The 21572-nt window shown below is 42.6% G+C and carries 17 protein-coding genes; 4 read left to right on the plus strand and 13 right to left on the minus strand.

Annotated elements, in window-relative coordinates; translation table 11 throughout:
* Nucleotides 1–67 precede the first annotated feature (67 nt).
* Nucleotides 68–2155, minus strand: a complete 2088-nt coding sequence (locus FO447_RS07030; protein ID WP_200758242.1) for a S9 family peptidase — start codon at nucleotides 2153–2155, stop codon at nucleotides 68–70.
* A gap of 133 nt (nucleotides 2156–2288) precedes the next feature.
* Between FO447_RS07030 and FO447_RS07035 the strand changes: the two genes are divergently transcribed.
* Entirely contained in the window at nucleotides 2289–2606 is a 318-nt protein-coding gene (locus FO447_RS07035) for a heavy metal-binding domain-containing protein (protein WP_117587376.1), read from the plus strand.
* A gap of 151 nt (nucleotides 2607–2757) precedes the next feature.
* Here the strand turns inward: FO447_RS07035 and FO447_RS07040 are convergent, their stop codons facing one another.
* The 8 genes from FO447_RS07040 to rpsF form a co-directional block, all read right to left on the minus strand.
* Complete coding sequence (locus tag FO447_RS07040) at nucleotides 2758–4320, minus strand: ATP-binding protein (protein ID WP_200758244.1); 1563 nt, start codon at nucleotides 4318–4320, stop codon at nucleotides 2758–2760.
* 340 nt (nucleotides 4321–4660) lie between these two features.
* On the minus strand, nucleotides 4661–6892 hold the full coding sequence (locus FO447_RS07045; protein WP_200758246.1) for a RagB/SusD family nutrient uptake outer membrane protein: 2232 nt from the start codon (nucleotides 6890–6892) through the stop codon (nucleotides 4661–4663).
* A 453-nt stretch (nucleotides 6893–7345) separates the two neighbouring features.
* On the minus strand, nucleotides 7346–7657 hold the full coding sequence (locus FO447_RS07050) for a helix-turn-helix domain-containing protein (protein WP_117727878.1): 312 nt from the start codon (nucleotides 7655–7657) through the stop codon (nucleotides 7346–7348).
* A 1039-nt stretch (nucleotides 7658–8696) separates the two neighbouring features.
* Nucleotides 8697–10889: an alpha-amylase family glycosyl hydrolase gene (locus FO447_RS07055; RefSeq protein ID WP_200758248.1), complete on the minus strand. Its 2193-nt coding sequence runs from the start codon at nucleotides 10887–10889 to the stop codon at nucleotides 8697–8699.
* 89 nt (nucleotides 10890–10978) lie between these two features.
* A complete protein-coding gene (fabD, locus tag FO447_RS07060) occupies nucleotides 10979–11866 on the minus strand; it encodes an ACP S-malonyltransferase (protein ID WP_118153978.1) in 888 nt (295 codons plus the stop codon).
* A gap of 280 nt (nucleotides 11867–12146) precedes the next feature.
* Nucleotides 12147–12677 (minus strand): 50S ribosomal protein L9, encoded by a 531-nt coding sequence (rplI, locus tag FO447_RS07065; RefSeq protein WP_006847400.1) that lies wholly within the window; start codon nucleotides 12675–12677, stop codon nucleotides 12147–12149.
* A 20-nt stretch (nucleotides 12678–12697) separates the two neighbouring features.
* On the minus strand, nucleotides 12698–12967 hold the full coding sequence (gene rpsR, locus FO447_RS07070; protein WP_006847399.1) for a 30S ribosomal protein S18: 270 nt from the start codon (nucleotides 12965–12967) through the stop codon (nucleotides 12698–12700).
* A gap of 2 nt (nucleotides 12968–12969) precedes the next feature.
* Entirely contained in the window at nucleotides 12970–13314 is a 345-nt protein-coding gene (rpsF, locus tag FO447_RS07075) for a 30S ribosomal protein S6 (protein WP_006847398.1), read from the minus strand.
* 189 nt (nucleotides 13315–13503) lie between these two features.
* On the opposite strand from rpsF, the gene FO447_RS07080 reads away from it, so the two are divergent.
* A complete protein-coding gene (locus tag FO447_RS07080; RefSeq protein ID WP_118139066.1) occupies nucleotides 13504–13701 on the plus strand; it encodes a hypothetical protein in 198 nt (65 codons plus the stop codon).
* A gap of 60 nt (nucleotides 13702–13761) precedes the next feature.
* On the opposite strand, the gene rprY is transcribed toward FO447_RS07080, so the two are convergent.
* From rprY to FO447_RS07095, 3 genes are all read right to left on the minus strand, one after another.
* Complete coding sequence (gene rprY, locus FO447_RS07085) at nucleotides 13762–14460, minus strand: response regulator transcription factor RprY (RefSeq protein ID WP_006847396.1); 699 nt, start codon at nucleotides 14458–14460, stop codon at nucleotides 13762–13764.
* A 59-nt stretch (nucleotides 14461–14519) separates the two neighbouring features.
* Complete coding sequence (locus FO447_RS07090; RefSeq protein WP_006847395.1) at nucleotides 14520–16013, minus strand: sensor histidine kinase; 1494 nt, start codon at nucleotides 16011–16013, stop codon at nucleotides 14520–14522.
* A gap of 236 nt (nucleotides 16014–16249) precedes the next feature.
* The gene (locus FO447_RS07095) at nucleotides 16250–18412 is read right to left on the minus strand and encodes an elongation factor G (protein ID WP_118065207.1); all 2163 of its coding nucleotides are present in this window, start codon (nucleotides 18410–18412) and stop codon (nucleotides 16250–16252) included.
* A gap of 228 nt (nucleotides 18413–18640) precedes the next feature.
* On the opposite strand from FO447_RS07095, the gene hemW reads away from it, so the two are divergent.
* Entirely contained in the window at nucleotides 18641–19777 is a 1137-nt protein-coding gene (gene hemW, locus FO447_RS07100) for a radical SAM family heme chaperone HemW (RefSeq protein WP_200758250.1), read from the plus strand.
* A 30-nt stretch (nucleotides 19778–19807) separates the two neighbouring features.
* Here the strand turns inward: hemW and FO447_RS07105 are convergent, their stop codons facing one another.
* Nucleotides 19808–20119, minus strand: coding sequence for a hypothetical protein (locus FO447_RS07105; RefSeq protein WP_200758251.1), 312 nt, complete (start codon nucleotides 20117–20119; stop codon nucleotides 19808–19810).
* 143 nt (nucleotides 20120–20262) lie between these two features.
* On the opposite strand from FO447_RS07105, the gene FO447_RS07110 reads away from it, so the two are divergent.
* Nucleotides 20263–21549, plus strand: coding sequence for an IS1380 family transposase (locus tag FO447_RS07110; protein ID WP_200758252.1), 1287 nt, complete (start codon nucleotides 20263–20265; stop codon nucleotides 21547–21549).
* Nucleotides 21550–21572: the final 23 nt, after the last annotated feature.

Below are 21572 nucleotides of genomic sequence, written 5' to 3' on the forward strand. Positions count from 1 at the left end.
TTCGTATCAGTTTGCGAATGGAGCTTTTTTATTTTGGTTTTCTACACCTTATTATATATAGGGCATCTTAGTAATCTATCTCATTATTCACCATTTTCTCTGTGTCCCAAGGTGCAGAAGCACCGCCAAGATAACGATGGAACCAGTCGAGGTGCGCGTTGTAATAGAGCGGCATCGACTTCAGGTTGCTTGGCCAGTGACCATCATACTTCAAGACTATCAGTCGCGAAGGAATGTTCAGGGTCTGCAAAGCTGTGAAATATTGCAAACTCTGGGTATACGGTACACGATAGTCCAGCTCGCCCGTCATCACGAGGGTTGGTGTTGAGAAGTTCTTGATGTATGAGGATGGCGACCACTTCTCGTAAAGATCGGAATTATAAGGCTGTCCCTCTAACTCAAAGTTAGGAAACCATACTTCCTCAGTACTGCCCCACATAGAGCGCAAGTCATATACACCCATCATGGAAGCCAGACACTTGAATCGCTTGGTATGTCCCTGCAGCCAGTTCATCATGTAACCGCCATACGACCATCCCATCGCTCCCATCCTCGTGGAGTCAACATATTCCAGAGTTGCCATCTTATCGGTAACCTTCATCACATCCTCAAATACCTTTCCGCCCCAATCACCGGAAATGGCACGGGTGAAAGCCTGACCATATCCCGTAGAACCGTGAGGATTAGGATAAGCCACCACATAACCGGCAGCAGGATAAACCTGCCAGTCGCCACGGAAGGAATTCATCCACTGCATCTGTGGTCCGCCATGCACATTGATGATAAGCGGATATTTCTTGCTGGCATCAAAGTTGTGTGGCTTCACGATGAATACCTGTACCTTGTCGCCACCAGCACCCTCTACCCAGATACTCTCAGATGGACGGATATCCACCTCATCCTCCAACTTCTGGTTGAGGAAGGTTATCTGCTGTTCCTTGCCGCTGGCTACAGGAGTTCCATTCCACTTCTTCATCTGCTGGCGATAGAGAGCCGATGGCTTGCCTGTCGTGCTATAGGTATAATATACCATACCCTTATTGTCGAAATCAAACTCAGAGATGGCCTTGCCCGTCAATACCGGCGAGATGGTCTTTCTGGCTATATCGAGCTTGTAGAGCGGCTCAGCGCCCTGTACCTGCCCGAGGAAGAAGATACTCTTGCTGTCGGGAGCCCATTTGTAATCATCTACCCAGTTGTCAAACTTCTCTGTCAGGATGGTAGACTTCTTTGCAGCCCGGTCGTAGATAGCAAGACGGAAGCGATCAGACTCATAACCAGGCACTTGCTGCAAGCGGTAAGCGATATACTTGCCGTCAGGCGAATAGGCTGGAGTACCATCCCAAGCCTTGTTCTCCTTCGTGATGCAGACCGGTTCTCCCCCATTCACAGATACCGTCCACAGGTCGGCATTGGTGCTAGCCTCCTGATGCTCATCATGATTGGATACGAAACAGATTTCCTTGCTGTCAGGAGAGAATTGATAGGTGATTCCACCCCCAACCACGAATATCAGCGAATAATTACCCGGAGTCAGATCCTTGTAAGTCTTCGTCTGTGTGTCGAAAAGGATAAGGTGATTGCATCTGCCATCATTATAGCTCGTCCAATGACGGTAGAGCAACTTGTCGGCGATATGCGCCTGCACAGGTCCCTGCTCCTTTTTCTCCATCCGGGCCTTGTTAGCCTTGGCATCAGCTCCCAGGTCGGGATATACTTCTGCGGTAAAGGCAATGTATCGCTCATCCGGAGAGATGACAGGACTACCGATACCCAACTCATAATCTGTTATCTGTTCCGTCTCGCAGGTAGTCAGATCCATGCGAAAGATTTGAGCCGTCCCTTTCTCATAATTAGTAAAAAAGATACTCTTTCCATCCTTGCTCCATACGGCAGAACTGCTCTTTCCATCCTCGGTAAGAGCCTTGGCGTGAGAGCCATCCGCATTCATGATGTAGATGTCGGAGCCAGACTTCTGGTTCTTCAGGTCAGAAGAACTGGCGGTATAGCAAACCGTCTTACCATCAGGCGAAAGGCTCACCGAAGATACGCCCTTCACCCTGTACAAATCCTCGATGGTAAACGCCCTTTTCTGAGCGTTTGCCGAAAGCAGCGCCATCACGAGTGCTGCCGAAAACATCAATCTCTTGTTCATATAACCTATTAATATTTATATTTACGATGCAAAAATAGCAATTATTTTTGGATTTTCTGCAACCTTTTCACTACTTTTATCGTCTAAGCTATAAATAACATTGATAATAACATAAAAAAGAAAGGAAAAGATTATGATTTTAAGTACAACTCCAACCATAGAAGGCCACCCTATCCGTGAATACCGTGGCGTAGTGACCGGCGAAACCATCATCGGTACCAACTTTGTAAAGGATTTCTTTGCCAGTGTCCGTGATGTAATCGGCGGCAGAAGCGGTTCTTACGAAAGCACCCTCCGCGAGGCTAAGGATACAGCCCTCAGAGAGATGGCCGACCGTGCCGCATCCCTGGGCTGCAACGCCATCGTGGGCATCGACCTGGATTACGAAACCGTGGGAAAGAGCGGCTCCATGCTGATGGTAACATGCAGCGGAACGGCGGTGATTATATAAGTTCTGCTACTGTACAAAAGAACAAAACATGCTTGAATTGGGGTGGTAACTACCTAAAAAATCGAGTTACCGCCCCTGTTCAGATATATTTTTATCTATATAGTGTGGTGACATACACCTGATGAAGGTCACCAACTTTCTTCTATTTCATTTATTCTATCACCCAATCCTCTATACTTCGCTGGTTTTCCGAGAAGTTAATACCCACTTTCACAACCTTTCGCTCATCATCGGCAAAAGCCTTGGCATAGTTCTTATCGCTGATTTGCGCCATGGCGATGTCGGCAGACTTCTTATATTTCAACTCAAAGATAAAGATACTCTTATCCGTCTTGAGAACAAGGTCTATTCTTCCATCCGAAGTGGTATGCTCCACCTTTACATCTTCGCCAAGCATGGTGAAGATGGTGAATATCACGGCTTGATAGTGACGCTCATTATTGTTGATAATCGTATATGGGAACTTATCATAGAATGCCTTCAAATGAGGCATAAAAGCTTCCATGTCATCATTGATGAGCACATTCTTGGAATAAGCATACACGATGGCATCATATCTGTTCATGTCTTGCGCAGTATAATACCTGACGAGACTTTTCGAGAAGCCTTGTCTTACTTCTTGATTTGGGAAACAGAGATGATACAATTTTCCCCTTCGCTCATATCCTTTAATGGTAAGATAACCACTCTGGAAAAGAACAGGAATCGGGTCTGTAAGTTTTTCAGTAGGGGTATCAAAACGATCGTCATTAACCCACAGATCATCCAGATTGAGCATATCCAAATTCTTCTGCTGCAACAACTCCACCAGGAACGTAGGCGTACCAGATGTAAACCAATAGCTATTAAACTCCTTATCATCCAAAGCATTGATAATGCTGTAAGGATTGAAGATATCCTCGCTATTGATACTGAAGTGGTAGCCATCATAATGCTGCTTGAGTTGCTGCAAGGTCTCCTCATAAGTGAGTCCATTATGCTCAGCCATCTCCTCGATTCCCTCACGGAAATACTGAGTCAATTCACTCTTGGTAATACCACAACAGCTACTGTATTCATCCTTCAACGTGAGAATCTTGAGATTGTTCAACTCGCTAAAGATGCTGAGCTGGCTAAACTTGGAGATGCCTGTGATGAATACAAAGCGGATGTTTCCCTCTTGCTGCTTCAAGGGGCTGAAGAAATCTCGCATGATATTGCGGATGGTCTTCTGCAAGTCTTCGTCACTGACAGAATCATGCATTGGAGCATCATATTCGTCGATGAGAACAACAACTTGTTTACCTGTTTGAGCAGCTGCTGCAAGCAAGATGTTCTTAAGACGACCTCCAAAAGACTTCTCATCTATTGGATTAACTTTTAAACCATATTTTTTCTCTTCCACTTCTAGTATTCCGTTTAGAATTGAATATGTATTCTCCAAACTATAATATTTACCACAGCTCAGATCCAGGTGGATGACAGGATATGCCGTCCATTCCTTCTCCATCTGTTCGATGGCAAGGCCCTTAAACAGTTCTTTCTTACCCTCGAAATAAGCCTGGAGGGTAGATACAAACAAGGATTTTCCGAATCGACGTGGGCGACTCAGAAAATGAAATTTGGCATAATGAGCCAACTGATAGACGATAGCCGTCTTGTCAGCATAGAAGTAATTCCCCTTCACGATTTCGGAGAACGTTTGTATTCCCAAAGGATATCTCTTTGAAGCCATAATCTTACTCTTAATAATTAATGTACAAAGATACAGATAATATTTCAGAAAACAAGCATTTTTCTGATTATTAACAATATATCACTGCAAAAATAGAACCGCAATTCAACAAAACATGCTTGAAACGGGGCGGTAACGGCCTTAAAAAACGAGTTACCGCCCCTGTTCAAGCATATTTTTATCTAAAATCCTTTACGGTATTCAATATCTTTGTAGCCAATTATCAGAGCCTTAGGGCTAATTGTTATCATAAAATAAGACTTTACAGACTAGACTACCAGAGTCTATTTCAAGAAAATAGGGAACGTTATGAAATATCAACGCTCCCTATTTTTGTATATCAATACCCTGGGTTTTGAGTCAAATTTGGATTCATATCTATTCCATTTTGAGGAATAGGTAAAAGCAACTGATATTTTTCTAATCCGAGTTCTTTCATCGCCAAACCATTTCTTTTCAAGAAAGCAAAATAGTCTTGCAATTTAAGAGACTTCCTCAGTTGTTTAATTCCTTCAACAGAAACACTTGTTCCGGAAATACCATTCACATTATCTACTTCTGAAATATATTTTGAAGACTTTGCATTGTTACCCAAGTGAATTTCGCATTCAGCATATAAAAGCTTGACATCCGTAGTAGTCATAATAGGTACTACCTCTTCAGGACTTCCGTCTACATTTACCCTAGAGGCTCTTGACTCATTGCCAACCTTCAAAGCCAATATCAAATCTTTGCTTTCAGATGTATATTTTGTTGGAACTTTTTCCATAGAGTATATATTTTTGTCAACAACTTGTTGGAGAAGATTACTAGCTGCAGCCCATTTTTGCTGATACATATATACTTTCGCCAAAAGAATACGAGCCACATCCTTCGATACAAACAAAGCATCATTGGCGTTGGTTGCAAAAGCTACACATTTCTTTTCATCCAAATTTCTTATTGCTTCTACCAGTTCTTCTTCCAGCATTTGTAAAATACTAGATTCGGATGTTCTTGGAACATAAGAATCTGCATAACCTTCAAAACCTGCATTAGGCATCACAACTACACCACCCCACCAAATCAACATTTGATAGTAGCACAAATCTCGATAAACATTCAGATAAGGAGAATATACTGCCCTATACATGGCATCTGCTCTATACAACCTTGCAATCATATTCAGCGCTTGGTATGAATCATTCCAACACTTACGGATATTCGGTTCACTGCTACTAATAGGAGCAACAAAACGAAAATCATTTATTATCTTTGTATAACGATAATTCATCCCCGCCTCAAGGTTTACAGCTTCAGACAAACTACTCATAAAATCAGAAACCAAACTGATACCAACACTTCCGAGGCGAGGTACTATGATTTCTGCATTAGGATTAGCTTGCTGAGTTAAGTTCAAGCAAGCTACTTCATTACCCATACCATCATATAAAGGAATTGAAACAGCTTGTTCCTTTCTAAAAGAGGCAGCCTTTACAACCACCTTTAAGATATTATTATTCAATTCTTTAGAATAGTTGATACAAGGTTCACTTCCACTTCCGGTCTCATAAATTTTCATTCCCAAAACAGAAGTCGAATTATCGTATATATCATCACCAGGAATACTTGGTCGCTCTAAGTAAACAGGTACAGTTGTATTTACCTTTACCTCATAGCTTCCACCTTCCATAGGTACATTGATATTATTTGTTTCCAAACTGACAGGATGATTTTCAGGCGCAATTTCATTTCCTGCAGTTCCATCTCCATCCCAATCGAAAAAATAGATAAGATTCTTAACGGCAACCTCTTTACCCATCTCTTGATAGCGTTTCTTGATATTCTCTGCTATTTGAGGCAATTTGCTTTCCAAAGAGAACATATCTTTACGAATTTGTAGTTTGGTAGTTTCTGAGAAATTACCATCCTCAGCAAACTCTTCTGAAAGTTGAGATAAATATTCAGTAATTTGTGCTTCAGAACGATTGTACAGAATTAAAGATGACACGGCAATAAGAGCTGCTGCTTCATCAGTACCAGAAGTAATCGAGAAATGATTAACATCAGTCTTGGCATACTTTTCGAGACCAAAAGTCTTGAGAACTTCTTCTTGTGCCTGATTGTTTGCTTCCTTAAATGACTTACCATCCTTAGCTACCAAATCCATAACTCTCTGATACTTAAGATGTGAAAGAATATTCAAATTCACATCAGCTGCATTTTGAAGATTAGCAACAGCATTTAAAGCCAAGGTTCCTTTAGAAAGTTCGCCAGTTACTTCATTAAAATAATATCCAGAAGCAGACAGTTTTACATAGGGAGACTTTAACAATTTAGATCCAAAAGTAAAAGTACCCTCATTATCTGTAATCGTAGAAGTAAAAGATTCACCTGTTTCATCTAGGTCAGCATCTAAAGGCTGCATTTGAATGGCTGTACCTCTAACAAAAGGACCTTTTTCTACTTTACCAGCTACATTAAAATTAGTAGGAGTGTAACCATCCAGGTCGTCATTACTAGAACAAGACTGTAGCATTGCCATCATTCCTATGGTAACAACCACAACGGCTTTCTTTAAAATTACTTTCATAATCTCATTATTTATTAGTTAAACTTTCATATACAAGAAGCGTGGTCTACATATACCACACCTAACTTTGGAGGTCCTGAGAAAACCCTGAGATACAGATATAGTAATAGTAGCCCACGCTATGCGTGAGAACCACTATGCTACCATTGTATCTCTTTTTGAAAATTTCTCAGGTTTCCAAAGTTACAAGATAAGCATAACGCCTCTTTATATTCTAATATGTCTTGGAGATGGCATACACCAAATCCGCTTCAAAATTACAAAACTTTCCCGACATAGCCACAAGTTTTGGGGGAAAATTTGCATATAAGCCTCACTTTTCTTTCCTTTTTTCTATTTTTAATCACTTTTCTTCTATCTTACCAGAAATTTCGCGACCAAATCTCTGAGCATCGACTCCGAAAGATTGGATACTGAGCGTTGATAGCCGACTCTATGGAACTGATCTATCTATCATCGTTTTGTATGACGTATTCTCTGCGCTTTCTTCTCATCCTTTCTCATCAAATAAGGTGAAGGGGGTAGTTCTGGAAGCACATCATTTATAGCATCAATCTGCCCCACCACCTTCAGTAAGAGGAGAAAAGTGGCTAGCGAAAGATTGCCCGCAGTGCCATTCTCAAACTTATGGATGGTGGTCAAGCCAAGCCCAGTAAGCTCGGCTACCTCTTTCTGGGTGAGATTGCATCGCATTCTATATTCCTTGAATCTCATTCCCAGCAAGCGTACCAACTCAGGAGTAGAATATTCATATAAATCTGCCATAATCTTCTATTAGTTTATCTATCACTATAATGATATTTACCTATCATATCAGCCTTTATCTTCAACATACTGATATTTACGGATGCAAATATAACAAAAAGAAATGAGACAGACAGGCTTTCAAGAGATTATTTTCTAACTTACTATTATTTTTTAGGAAAATGACATGTTTTTCCCTTTTGTTTATTCTCACACATAAAAGTTTTTTCGCGAAAAAAGTCTCAAAGTCTCATTTTTCAGCTAATTTGCCACTTATATTACTGATATACAACACATTACAAGAATGATACTTTTCTGTTTATTTTACAAAGAAGTATCATCGAAGTATCATTATTTTTGTAGAAGTATCATTAAATCACCATGATGCATCATAAAAAACACGAAATTATAGTCAACTAAATATAGAAAAACTACAATTTGCTTGCTCAAAATAGTGCCCCAAAATTACCCCATGAAATGGGCATTCAATGCCCGCAGTACGGGCAATGAGTACCCAACACTTGGTCTATCGATACCCGTCACTTGATCCCTTAGTGCCCGTGTGACGGGCACTAAGAGACCAACCTATGTGCTTATTCCTAACTACAGTTGTCCGTGTTTTCCATCTTATTCCTAGTTAATATTGGCATACTTTATAAACTAGAAAGGTAGACACTATCAATTTTATAAAACGGAAATAGTAGACATTATCAATTCTATAAAACTGAAATACTAGACATTTCTTAGTTTTTGTGCCTGTATTTCTAGACATAAATCCTCAAAAAAGGCTTTTTTGCAAGCAACTTACCTGAATTTTATGATACTTCTATTGAATTTATGATACTTCTATGATACTTCTTTGTAAAATAAACAGAAAAGTCTCATTTTTATAAACCATTACATATCAATCATATACATCGGTTTTAGCCACAAATAATGAGACTTTGATACTTTTTTCGAGAAAAAACTTTTATGTGCACGAAAGAAAAGGAAAGAAGAAAGCAGTAATTATAAAAGAAAAAAGCAGCAATGGCTACTACTCCATTGCTGCTTATTTTATTTACTGAACAATCTTGAAGCGGATACGCAAAGAATGCGCATGCTCATCCCAATTGGTACCAAGCAATACGAACTTGCCAATCTGGGCTGTAGAACGGACATGCTTGCCGATACATGGACAAACATCATAATCACCGATACGAACCAGACGCAAGGTCTCGCTCGCATCATCCGGCAGACGGTCTAACTTGACGTTAGCCGGAATATGGTCACGATCCACAAACTCGTAAGTAACAGGCATATCAAGCTCTATCAGACGATTCATCTCCGTCTCAATCTCCTTCTCCTCCTGACGTGTAGGCTTGTGATCGACTACGAAGGTCATCTTACTCTTCTTGCGCTCAATATGTGCATTGCGGCTGCGCTCACAGCCAAACAGGCGAACCATCAACTGATTGAGCAGATGCTCAGCCGTATGAGCAGGAGGGAACTCCTCCTTATGATGCTCATTCAATATGATATCACTTTCCTCCATCTTGACATTGAATTTATAGATTCTTACTCCGTTAGCATCCATTGATATCGGGAACACGCCATCCTTCTTCAACTCAACCTTCTTCTTACCACCCGAGAACAGTTCTGTTACCAGCACCTCCTCTTCAGCAATATGGAAGAAATCGAAAGCATGACCAGGGATGCAAACCTGCAACTGGCGCGCCTCCTGAGCAAAGTTAAGCACGATGAGCATGGCTTCATCATCCTTCTTGCGAAGGAAGGCGAAATTGGTACGGGGATCGAAATTCTCAGAACCCGGATTCACATACATCAAATCGAAGGTCTCACCCTCGCGGATGGCTTTCTCTTCATTGGCGAAGCGAAGAAGCTGGCGATAAGTGGCTGCCAGATACTTCTGCTCCTGACTCAATGCCGAGTCAGATGAATCCTGATAGGCATGCGCCAGAGTTTCCAGACTCCAATAGTCGAATATCGTGGTACGGCCATCCGTGCCGCTGAATCCTTCCTTATCCATTCCCTTCTCGCCGAATTCCTGACCGCTGTAAAGCATGAAAGGATTCTTCTGGAAGAAGAGACTCATGGCTGCAGCAGGAATCGCCTTCATAGCTGAGCCACAGAAGAAATCGCTGGCGATGCGCTGCTCATCATGATTCTCAAGGAAATAGAGCATGTGATCGCGGATATCATCCACTACCTGCCACTCGTGAGTGATACTGGCTGCCGGACGCTCACCACGAACCACGCCACGCAGGCAATCATACATTCCTACTTTGTCATAAAGATAATCGAAACCAGCCTTTACAAAGTTGCGGTACTGGTTAGGATCGTAAACCTCACCGATAACGACGATATGAGGATACTTCGCCTTCAATATTCCTGTAGCGTATGCCCAGAAGGCCGTTGGCACCATTTCTGCCATATCACAGCGGAAGCCATCTACACCCTTGCTTGCCCAGAAGAGGAGGATACCTGTCATCTTACCCCATGTGTTTGGCACTGGTTCATAATGATAGCTTCTGCCTCCTGCATCACAGTAATCTACACCGTAATTGAGTTTCACGGTCTCATACCAGTCGTTACAGCCAGGATGGTTATCAAACCGATCGTTTCCTGTAGCTTTGGCTGGACTCTCGGTATAGGGTTCATAAATCTTGGCATCTTTCGCAGAAAAAGCCTTGAACTCTGGTTTGGAACGACGGATTTCATTCAAATCCAAATCGCCCCATGCATAATAGAAATTATTCCTAGTAGAGAAGTGCATGTTCGGATCATCATCTTCTCCCAAATCCCGTACACCTGTTGGTTTGCAAATGGAATGATACTCTCGGGCTACATGGTTCGGAACGAAATCCATGATTACTTTCATACCAGCCTTGTGAGTACGCTCTATCAGCTGCTCCCACTCTTTCATTCTCATACTGACATTCACAGCCAAGTCTGGATCGATATCATAGTAGTCGGTAATAGCATATGGCGAACCTGCTTTTCCCTTCACTACCTCTGCATGCTGAGTAGGAATTCCATAAGAAGAGTAGTTTGTCTGAGTGGCATGACGAATCACACCCGTATACCAAATATGTGTAAATCCCATATCGTGGATGCTAGCCAAAACTTTATCAGAGAAATTATTCAGCTTTCCACAACCATTCTCTTCGATGGTACCATTTTCCTTACAGGTTGTATTCTGATTTCCGAAGAGTCGTGGGAGAACCTGGTATATAATAACTTTTTCCTTCACTTAGCGGCTTTACTAAAAAAATGAAACGTTTTACCTTTCCAACAACGCCTTTGCTGAAAAGATAAAACGTTGAATAGTGTCATTGTTGATTAAGCAATACCATGAGCGGCAACATTCTTGTCGATGCGGCCAATCATACCCTGCAATGCCTTGCCAGGGCCACACTCTGTGAAGTCATCAGCACCATCAGCAATCATAGCCTGTACAGATGAAGTCCAACGTACAGAGCTTGTAAGCTGTGCGATGAGGTTCTGCTGAATCTCAGCTGGATCAGTATGAGGCTTACCATCTACATTCTGGTAAACCGGGCACTTAGGAGCTGAGAATGTAGTCTTCTCGATGGCAGCCTGAAGTTCATCCTTAGCTGGCTGCATCAATGGAGAGTGGAAAGCACCACCAACCTTCAAAGGCAATGCACGCTTAGCACCAGCAGCCTTCAGCTTCTCGCAAGCAGCATTGATAGCATCTACGTTACCTGAGATAACGAGCTGACCAGGGCAGTTGTAGTTAGCAGCAACTACCACGTTGCCTTCTGTGCTCACCTCAGCGCAGACTTCCTCAACCTTCTCATCTGGCAAACCGATGATGGCAGCCATGGTACCAGGGTTAGCCTCGCAAGCCTTCTGCATAGCATTGGCACGGGCAGCAACAAGTTTCAAACCATCCTCGAAAGCCATAGCACCGGCAGCAACCAATGCAGAGAACTCACCGAGAGAGTGACCAGCAACCATAGCTGGCTTGAACTCCTCACCCAGGCAAAGAGCAGAGATAACAGAATGGAGGAATACAGCAGGCTGGGTAACCTTGGTTTCCTTCAACTGATCGTCGGTACCGGCGAACATGATATCAGTAATCTTGAAGCCGAGAATCTCGTCGGCCTTATCAAAAAGTTCTTTTGCCAATGCGTTGTTATCGTAGAGATCCTTACCCATACCTACGAACTGAGAACCCTGTCCAGGGAAAACAAATGCTTTCATTTTATCCTTATATTTTTTAGTTTATAAATAATATTCTGTAATAAATATGAATTCTCTGAATTCGACTGCAAAGGTACAATAAAATTCTGAGAATCAGCAGAGAATATTAAAAAATAAAGTTATATATTCTAAATTACTACAAGAATGGTAAAAACTTTCCATTCTGAATGCGGAACAGGCATAAAAAAATCCCTAATGCCTTGCGGCAAAAGGGATCTTTATATTAATTTGCTTTACAGTGCGAAAAATATCGTACTTCATACAAATTGATTGAGCAGGATTATTCAGCTGCTGGAGCCTCTTCCTCAGCTGCAGCCTCAGCAGGTGCCTCAACTGGAGCCTCCTCAGCAGCAGGAGCTGCAACAGGAGCGTTCTCAGCAACAACGTTAACTGGAACCTTAACCTCAACCTCCTTGTGGTAGTGTACAGTAGCCTCGTACTCACCAACCTTCTTAGCATCCTTCATAGTGATGATCTTGCGATCAACCTCGATGCCCTTCTTAGCGAGTTCCTCAGCAACAGTTGCAGCGTTAACTGAGCCATAGAGCTGACCAGTAGCGCTCACCTTAGCAGCGATAGTAAGAACAATGCCCTCGAGAGCCTCGCCCTTCTTAACAGCCTCAGCCTTGATAGCCTCAAGCTTGTGAGCCTGCTGCTTCAAATCCTCAGCCAACTGCTTCTTAGCAGATGGAGATGCGATAACAGCCTTACCTGTAGGGATAAGGAAGTTACGACCATAACCACTCTTTACATTTACGATATCGTTCTTATATCCAAGACCGATAATATCTTGCTTCAAAATAATTTCCATTCTTCTTTATCCTCCTTAAATTACTTCATCAAATCGGTTACGTAAGGAAGCAAAGCGATCTGGCGAGCACGCTTTACAGCCTGTGCTACACGGCGCTGATACTTCAAAGATGTACCTGTGATACGACGTGGAAGGATTTTACCCTGCTCGTTCAAGAACTTCTTCAAGAACTCTGGATCCTTGTAGTCGATGTACTTAATACCGCTCTTCTTGAAACGGCAATACTTCTTCTTCTTTGTGTCGATAGAAGGAGCAGTCAAATAACGGATTTCTGATTTCTGATCTGCCATGATTAAGCCTCCTCTTTTTTACCAAGCTTTGCACGACGCTTCTCTGCGTAAGCGGCAGCATACTTGTCAAGTTTAACAGTCATGTAACGAATTACTTTCTCGTCGCGGCGATAAGCTGTTTCGAGCTTAGCGATAACAGTTGGCTCAGCCTTGAACTCAACCAAGCTGTAGAAGCCTGATGTCTTCTTCTCGATGTTGTAAGCCAACTTCTTCAAACCCCAAGCCTCTTTGTTCAGAATCTCAGCACCATTATCGGTGAGTACCTTCTCGAACTTAGCGACCGTTTCCTTCATCTGTTCATCAGACAAAACGGGAGTCAAAATGAAAACGGTTTCGTATTGATTCATACTACTTTAAATGATTAAATATTAATATAAAAATTCTCATGCAAACCGGAAAATGTGTGCGAAAACACAGCCTTTTCACGAATTGCGGTGCAAAATTACGACTTTTTCTTGAATTAACCAAATATTTTTCGTACTTTTGCACAAAATAATTGTTAATAGTATAAAAACAACCTCTAAATTGTAAAGAATATGGCAAAAATGAATAAGAAACTGATTACTCTGCTCCATACCCTACCATCTATGGGCATGGCTTTCATCGTTTTAGGCGTCCTGCTGATGGTGGCCAGCTTTGCGTTTTCCATTCAGGGAAATAGCGTACTCTTCGCTGGCCTCTTTTTCATTCTGGCGGGAGTAGCCGGATTTGTATATTCATTAAAAAAAGGATAAGCCGGTCATCGACTTATCCTTTTTATATCTTTGGGAATCTTTTCCCAATTACAGAATCATTTAATCTTCGTTAGGAACTATCAGTTTGTATCCCTTACCATGGATATTGATGATTTCAATCTGAGGATCGTCCTTCAAATGCTTACGGAGTTTGGTGATATAAACATCCATTGAGCGTGCATTGAAGTAATTGTCATCAATCCAGATGGTCTTCAAAGCAAAATCGCGCTGCAGAATTTCATTAGAGTGAGCACAGAGCAAAGCAAGAAGTTCATTCTCCTTGGTGGTAAGCTTGGTCTGCTTTTCACCAATGGTAAGAAGCTGCTTCTGTGTATCGAAGGTAAAGTCACCGATGTGATACATGGTAGACTCCTTGCTCTTCTTGCCACGTACGCGGCGGAGAATAGCCTCTACACGGAATACCAATTCTTCCATAGAGAATGGTTTGGTGATATAATCATCAGCACCAATCTTGAAACCTTCAAGGATATCTTCCTTCAATGTCTTGGCTGTAAGGAAGATGATAGGGAGGTCGGCATTGGTCTGACGAATTTCCTGTGCCAGGGTAAAGCCGTCCTTCTTTGGCATCATCACGTCGAGTACTGCAATATCAAACTTATTCTTATTGAATTCCTTATAACCTACCTCGCCATCAGGGCACAGAACTGTGGTAAATCCCTTTGCCTGCAAATATTCGCGAAGCAACATACCTAAATTTTCATCGTCCTCGCAAAGCAAGATTTTAATTTTCTCTTCCATATCTTTATTCTTTAAAATTATTAATATTCTTTTAATTCTTTATTCTGTTTCTTCAAGTCTTAACTGTGAATCACCGGCAACTTGATGGTAAAGGTTGTGCCCTTTCCCAATTCGCTATCTACCTTAATTTCACCATCATGAAGATCTACTATCTTCTTGACATAAGCCAGTCCCAGTCCGAATCCCTTCACATCATGGACATTGCCCGTATGTACGCGGTAGAACTTGTCGAATATCTTCTTCAGATTCTCCTTCTTCATACCCAGACCGGTATCCGTAATCGAGAGATACAGATGTTCTTCATCATTCCAGGTCTTCATCGTAATGTTAAGCGGCTCGTCTGGCTTGCGGTATTTCACTGCATTGTCCATCAGATTGAAGATGACATTCTGGAAATGCACCTCGTCAACATAGAGTCCCGAATCGATGGCTTCGATATCGGTATAGACCTTACCACCTGTATGCTCAACGCGGAGCGAGAAGGAATTGGCAATATTCTCAACCATCTCGTTCAGATCGAGTTCTTTCTTCTTGAACACCGCCTTCTTGCGGTCGAACATACTCATCTGCAATACCTTTTCTACCAGGAAACGAAGACGCTTCGATTCATCGTTGATCACGTTACCCAAATGTTTCTGCATCTGTTCACTCTTTGCCACCGAAGTATCATTGAGCATCTGCGCTGCCAGACTGATACTGGCTATCGGCGTCTTCAGTTCGTGGGTCATATTATTGATGAAGTCGTTCTTTATCTCAGTATATCTCTTTTGTCTGAAGATAACCACAATGGTAAAGATGAAGGTAATCAGCAGTACCAGCGTGAAGATGACACTAGGAATCATGAAGCGCACACTGGAGAAGATATAGCTGTTCATATCCGGAAAATGTACCCTTACCACACCCATCTTCGACTGTGGGTCGTTGCGGAAGAGCACCTGTGAGTAGCTGTATTCCTCACCCTCGTCCGTATAGTCTGGACAGCGGTAAACCTCTCGTCCATCCTGGGTAGTCACGGTGAAATGATAAGGTATGTTGATACCATTATTCATCATCTCAGCCTTGAGGTCCTGATCGAGCTGCTTGAAGTTGATTCTCTCCTTCAGCGGCTTGTCTGATGCCGAATAAAGGATAGAATATACCACCTCATCCAGCAACGCTTTCTGATAGACATAGCGGTTCTTCACGATTTCCTGAAGCGACTTCTGTGTTTCTGTCAGCGAATTCTTATCGCTACGCAGTATCATCGCCTTCGGCATATTGCCAGGATGTGTGGCATTTGTCTTCAGCTCGAAAGTTGAATAAACTGCCGTTCCCTTGTTCTTATCTTTATTGGCCTTACGTTCTGTCTCGTTGACATTCTTTTCGAGATAGCGCAGAGTTTCATTAAGCTCCAAATTTCTTGAAGCTTGATACAGGGCTCTATTGACCGACTCGTCAAACTGTTCCTTCTTCATGTTTACCATCTCCTGGATGTAACTGAGCTGCAAGTACAGCAGCGCAAGGAACGAAAAGCCCATGATAATGGCTATGGTCCAAATCGTTTTCTTCTTCATGGGGGCAAAGATAAGAAATTTCTTAATCAGTTAACTTAAAATCGTTAATTAATTATTCACTCTTTCTAGTTTTTAACATTTTTCGGTATTTTTAGTTTCGTATATAAAACTATATTTTCGTTTTCCATAAAAAAAGAGAGGAAGTATACATATCACATGCACACTTCCCCATATTGGTCATATCAACATAAAATTTTAATTTATATAAGAGAGATTTTTCTCTAACCTAACAATTGCTATTCAGCATCCTTCTCCAATTCTGCCTCATGATCCGCAATCAGCTTACTCTGAATGTCGGAAGGAACCAACTCGTAGCTGGCAAACTTGGTAGTGAATGAAGCACGTCCACCTGTCAATGAACTCAGAGAGATGGAATAGCTGGCAAGTTCCTTCAGAGGAATCTTGGCACTCAACTTCTGGTAACCGGCCTCGCTGTCCATACCCATAATGAGAGCACGACGTCCCTGGAGATCACTCATCACATCACCCATGAAATCAGCAGGCACATAAACCTCAAGATCATAGATAGGCTCCAGAATCTTCGGACCAGCCTGTTTGAAGGCATCGCTGAACGCATGGCGGGCAGCAAGCATGAACGAAAGTTCATTACTATCTACTGGGTGCATCTTACCATCATAAACGATGACACGTACATCACGTGCATAACTGCCCGTCAACGGACCATGTTCCATACAGTCCATAACACCCTTCAGAATAGCTGGCATGAAGCGGGCATCAATGGCACCACCAACCACAGAGTTGAGGAATACCAGCTTACCACCCCATGGCAAACTAACCTCTTCACGGCTCTTGATATTCATCTTGAACTCCTGACCGTTGAAGGTAAATGACGTAGGATCAGGCATACCTTCTGCGTATGGTTCAACAATGAGATGCACCTCACCAAACTGACCAGAGCCACCACTCTGTTTCTTATGGCGGTAGTCAGCACGAGCCTTCTTGGTAATAGTCTCACGATAAGGAATACGTGGCTCTTCGAAAGTCACATTGAGTTTTTCGTTGTTTTCCAGACGCCACTTCAGCGTGCGGAGATGGAACTCACCCTGTCCTCTTACGATTACCTGGCGCAATTCCTTGCTCTGATCAACAATCCAAGTAGGGTCTTCCTGGCGCATCTTCAGGAGTGCAGCCATCAGTTTCTCTGTATCCTGAACATTGGCAGCCTTGATAGCACGTGAATACTTAGGATTAGGATATTTAATGAAGTCGAAACGCCACTCAGCCCCCTTACCATTAAGGGTATTGCCGGTCTTCACGTCCTTCATCTTCACGGTACAGCCAATATCACCGGCATTCAACTGTTCTACAGGCACACGGTTGGCACCCGCACAGGCATAAATCTGTCCGATACGCTCCTTGGAGCCACGATCTGCATTAGTCAGGTCGTCACCATTCTTGATAGAGCCGCTCATCACCTTGAAGTAGCTTACCTCACCGATATGAGGTTCCATACCAGTCTTGAAGAAATAAACACTCTCAGGACCATTGCTGTCTGGCGTAATTTCCTCACCACGTGTATTATGCAGTTTCGGCATCTCGCTTACGAAAGGAACCACATTGCCCAGGAATTCCATCAGGCGGTGAACGCCCATCGACTTACCTGCACAAACGCAGAACACAGGGAAGATGCTACGGCTAACCAATCCCTTGCGGATGCCCTCGCGAAGTTCATCTTCTGTCAGACTCTCGCTCTCGAAGAATTTCTCCATCAGTCCCTCATCGTTCTCGGCTGCAGCCTCAACAAGAGCCGTATGAAGTTCCATGGCTTTCTCCATTTCCTCTTCTGGAATATCTTCAATAATAGGAGCACCGCCCTCAGGCTTCCAAGAATATTTTTTCATCAATAAGACGTCAATGAGAGCATTGAAGCCTGAACCGGTCTCGATAGGATATTGTATCTGCACACACTTAGAACCGTAAATGTCCTTCATGGTGGCTATGATATTATCAAAGTCGCACTTGTCTGAGTCGAGCTGGTTTACCAGAAAGATGACAGGTTTGCCCAACTTCTCTGTATAACGGAAGTTGTTCTGTGTACCTACTTCTGGACCATACTGACCATTGATAAGGATAACTGCCTGATCGGTAACATTGAGAGATGTAATGGCACCTCCCACGAAATCATCGCTACCTGGGCAATCTATAATGTTAAGCTTCTTGTTGTTCCACTCTACATGAAAAACTGTAGGGAACACAGAGTAGCCGTATTCCAACTCAACTGGGAAGTAGTCGCTCACCGTATTTTTCGCTTCTACAGAGCCTTTACGCTTGATAACGCCTGCTTCAAATAACATACTCTCGGCAAGTGTAGTCTTGCCGCTACCCGCACTGCCCAACAGCGCAATGTTTTTAATCTCATTTGTCTGATAAACTCTCATGACGCTTATAGATTTTTAAGGGTTATACTTAAATTTGCTAGTTGAAATCCACAGTCAAACCACCGGTTTTTCTGTTTCATGCTACTAAAGTACAAAAAAAATCGCACTTTGCCAAAAGTTTTGGGCAAAAAACTTCTGTTTTTTAAAACATATTAGTACTTTTGCACTTTGTTTAGACATGTTTTTGTCTTTACACCTTATTATATATAGAAAAAGAAGTTCAGAAATATGGCAGGACTATACATACATATCCCCTTTTGTGAAAGCCGGTGCATCTACTGCGGTTTTTACAGTACCACCTCCCTCAAGTTAAGGGATGATTACACTGATGCTCTCTGCCGGGAGATGCAGATGCGCCCGGCAAAAGCCGCTCTCGGAAGCAATGAAACTATCGAAACCATCTATCTGGGCGGTGGAACCCCGAGTCAGCTCAACGGCTCCCAACTCAACCAGATTTTCTCTGCTATCAGAAAAAACTATACGCTGGCAGAGAATATGGAGATCACGATGGAATGCAATCCGGACGATGTAACCGGTGATTTCTGTGAAACGCTGAAGCAACTCCCCATCAACCGCATCAGCATGGGGGCACAGACCTTCTGTAACGAGCGTTTACGCTTTCTGCATCGCCGTCATAATGCCGGAGAGGTAGAAGAAGCCGTCACCCGACTCCGTAACATCGGCATCCGCAATATCAGTATCGACCTGATGTTCGGATTCCCCGAAGAATCTCTTTCCCAATGGATGAGCGATATCAGGCACGCCATACAGCTGGATGTGGAACACATATCTGCTTACAGTCTGATGTACGAAGAGGGAACTCCCCTCTACCATATGCTGAAACAGGGAAAGATTAGCGAAATAGATGAAGAAACCAGTCGCAAGATGTATGAAGCCCTGATAGACCAGCTTACTGGAGCAGGCTACGAACATTATGAAATCAGCAATTTTGCCCGTCCGGGGTTCCGTTCACGCCACAACAGCAGTTACTGGCACGAGGTACCATATATCGGAATAGGAGCAGCCGCCCACTCCTACAATAGGAAGCAGCGCAGCTGGAATATCGAAAATATCCAGACTTATATTCGAAGCATCGGCGATGGCATTCTGCCTTCTGAGAGTGAACAGCTAGATATTTTCACCCGATACAACGATCTGATAACAACCGCCTTGCGAACAAGCGACGGAATAAACCTCATGAAGATGGAGCAGGAATTCGGAAAAGAACTGGCAGACAGACTGCTCCAGGAAGCCCAGTCGCATATCAGCCGGGGGCTGATGAAAATAAAGAACGGCAGGCTCTCCCTCACTCGGGAAGGTCTTTACATATCGGATGATGTGATGAGTGATTTCATGATTATATAATGGTTTCAACAAACAAAAAAGCCTTGGAATCTAATTCCAAGGCTCTAATTTCTTTAAACCATTTTTCTTGTATACTTCATAATAAAAAGCTTTAATGCTCTTGACCACTTGTATGGTAGATTTCTTTTTCTGCAACATAGGCTTAACCAGCTGCATCACAGCAAAACAAACTACCACAATAAGCAATACTACTGCCCAAGAGAGAATCTCACTCTGAATATTCAAAATTGGCTGGAGGCCAATGCCCAAAGCCACAGGCAGGATAAAACAGACCCAATCTATCGGGCTGTCAAGCTTGGTTGATTCGAAATATTCATCGCGTAATGCTTTTGGAGCATTCAAGATTACCTTAATTCCGCAACACTATAGTTTAATATTATTTATAAGTGCCTGAGCAACAAAAAAGTTACCCAGGATTTTGCCATGTCAGAATTTTCACTTACCTTAGTGTTGCGAAAAGAAGACAAGCAAAACTCTAATATGACATGGCAAAGATACAAATAAAATCTGAGAAACTCACTCCTTTTGGGGGAATTTTTTCGATTATGGAGCAATTTGATGCTCTTTTAGCTCAAACCATAGATTCCACCTTGGGATTGAGATGCACTATGTTTGGTTATCAATATAGCGAGATTCTACGCTCTCTGATGTGCGTATATCTTTGTGGTGGCTCATGCATTGAGGATGTTACAACTCACCTGATGAAACATTTGTCTCTTCATCCAACTCTTCGCACTTGCAGCGCAGACACCATATTACGTGCTATCGAAGAACTGACTTTTAAGAGCATCACCTATAAGTCTGCTTCTGGCAAATCCTATGATTTCAATACTGCAGACAAGATGAACTGCTTACTGGTCAATGCCCTGCTTGCTACTGGTCAATTGAAATCCGGTCAAGAGTATGATTTTGACTTTGACCATCAGTTCATTGAAACAGAGAAGTATGATGCAAAACCAACCTACAAGAAGTTCCTGGGCTATAGTCCAGGTGTGGCAGTCATTAACGACATGATTGTCGGTATTGAAAATAGAGACGGCAACACAAACGTGCGCTTCAACCAAAGAGAGACTTTGGAAAGAATCTTCAAGCGACTGGAGGCATCAGAAGTATATATATCCCGTGCCCGCATGGATTGCGGCTCATGCTCGGAGGAAATCGTAGATATGGTAGAGGCTCATTGCAGGCATTTTTATATTCGTGCCAACAGATGCTCTTCCTTCTACGATTCCATGTTTGCCTTGACTGGATGGAAAACTGTTGAAATCAACGGTATTGAATTTGAGCTGAATTCCATCCTTGTTGAGAAATGGAAAGGAAAACCGTATCGTCTTGTCATACAGAGACAAAGGCGAATAGATGGAGACCTTGACATTTGGGAAGGCGAATATACCTACAGATGTATACTGACTAACGATTACAAGTCGAGTGCAAGAGACATCGTGGAATTCTACAATCTTCGTGGTGGCAAGGAACGCATCTTCGATGACATGAACAATGGCTTTGGCTGGAATCGATTGCCAAAATCGTTCATGGCACAGAATACTGTATTCCTGCTTATGACAGCTCTCATCAGAAACTTCTACAAAGCTATTATGCAGAGATTGAAAACCCATGAATTTGGATTGCGTGCCACCAGCAGAATCAAGACCTTTGTTTTCAAGTTCATCTCTGTTCCTGCGAAATGGATTAAGACATCACGTAGGCATGTATTGAACATTTACTCAGACAACAATGCTTATGCCAACCTGTTCAAGACAGACTTTGGTTAAAGACCATGCTTTTCTGGTTAAAC

Source organism: Segatella copri (genome assembly GCF_015074785.1).
GTDB lineage: Bacteria > Bacteroidota > Bacteroidia > Bacteroidales > Bacteroidaceae > Prevotella.

Excerpts from the sequence above, each read along its gene's own strand:
- FO447_RS07030 (WP_200758242.1), bottom strand. The coding sequence starts at position 2,155 with ATGAACAAGAGATTGATGTTTTCGGCAGCACTCGTGATGGCGCTGCTT.
- FO447_RS07035 (WP_117587376.1), top strand. The coding sequence starts at position 2,289 with ATGATTTTAAGTACAACTCCAACCATAGAAGGCCACCCTATCCGTGAA.
- FO447_RS07040 (WP_200758244.1), bottom strand. The coding sequence starts at position 4,320 with ATGGCTTCAAAGAGATATCCTTTGGGAATACAAACGTTCTCCGAAATC.
- FO447_RS07045 (WP_200758246.1), bottom strand. The coding sequence starts at position 6,892 with ATGAAAGTAATTTTAAAGAAAGCCGTTGTGGTTGTTACCATAGGAATG.
- FO447_RS07050 (WP_117727878.1), bottom strand. The coding sequence starts at position 7,657 with ATGGCAGATTTATATGAATATTCTACTCCTGAGTTGGTACGCTTGCTG.
- fabD (WP_118153978.1), bottom strand. The coding sequence starts at position 11,866 with ATGAAAGCATTTGTTTTCCCTGGACAGGGTTCTCAGTTCGTAGGTATG.
- rplI (WP_006847400.1), bottom strand. The coding sequence starts at position 12,677 with ATGGAAATTATTTTGAAGCAAGATATTATCGGTCTTGGATATAAGAAC.
- rpsR (WP_006847399.1), bottom strand. The coding sequence starts at position 12,967 with ATGGCAGATCAGAAATCAGAAATCCGTTATTTGACTGCTCCTTCTATC.
- rpsF (WP_006847398.1), bottom strand. The coding sequence starts at position 13,314 with ATGAATCAATACGAAACCGTTTTCATTTTGACTCCCGTTTTGTCTGAT.
- FO447_RS07080 (WP_118139066.1), top strand. The coding sequence starts at position 13,504 with ATGGCAAAAATGAATAAGAAACTGATTACTCTGCTCCATACCCTACCA.
- rprY (WP_006847396.1), bottom strand. The coding sequence starts at position 14,460 with ATGGAAGAGAAAATTAAAATCTTGCTTTGCGAGGACGATGAAAATTTA.
- FO447_RS07090 (WP_006847395.1), bottom strand. The coding sequence starts at position 16,013 with ATGAAGAAGAAAACGATTTGGACCATAGCCATTATCATGGGCTTTTCG.
- FO447_RS07095 (WP_118065207.1), bottom strand. The coding sequence starts at position 18,412 with ATGAGAGTTTATCAGACAAATGAGATTAAAAACATTGCGCTGTTGGGC.
- hemW (WP_200758250.1), top strand. The coding sequence starts at position 18,641 with ATGGCAGGACTATACATACATATCCCCTTTTGTGAAAGCCGGTGCATC.
- FO447_RS07110 (WP_200758252.1), top strand. The coding sequence starts at position 20,263 with ATGGCAAAGATACAAATAAAATCTGAGAAACTCACTCCTTTTGGGGGA.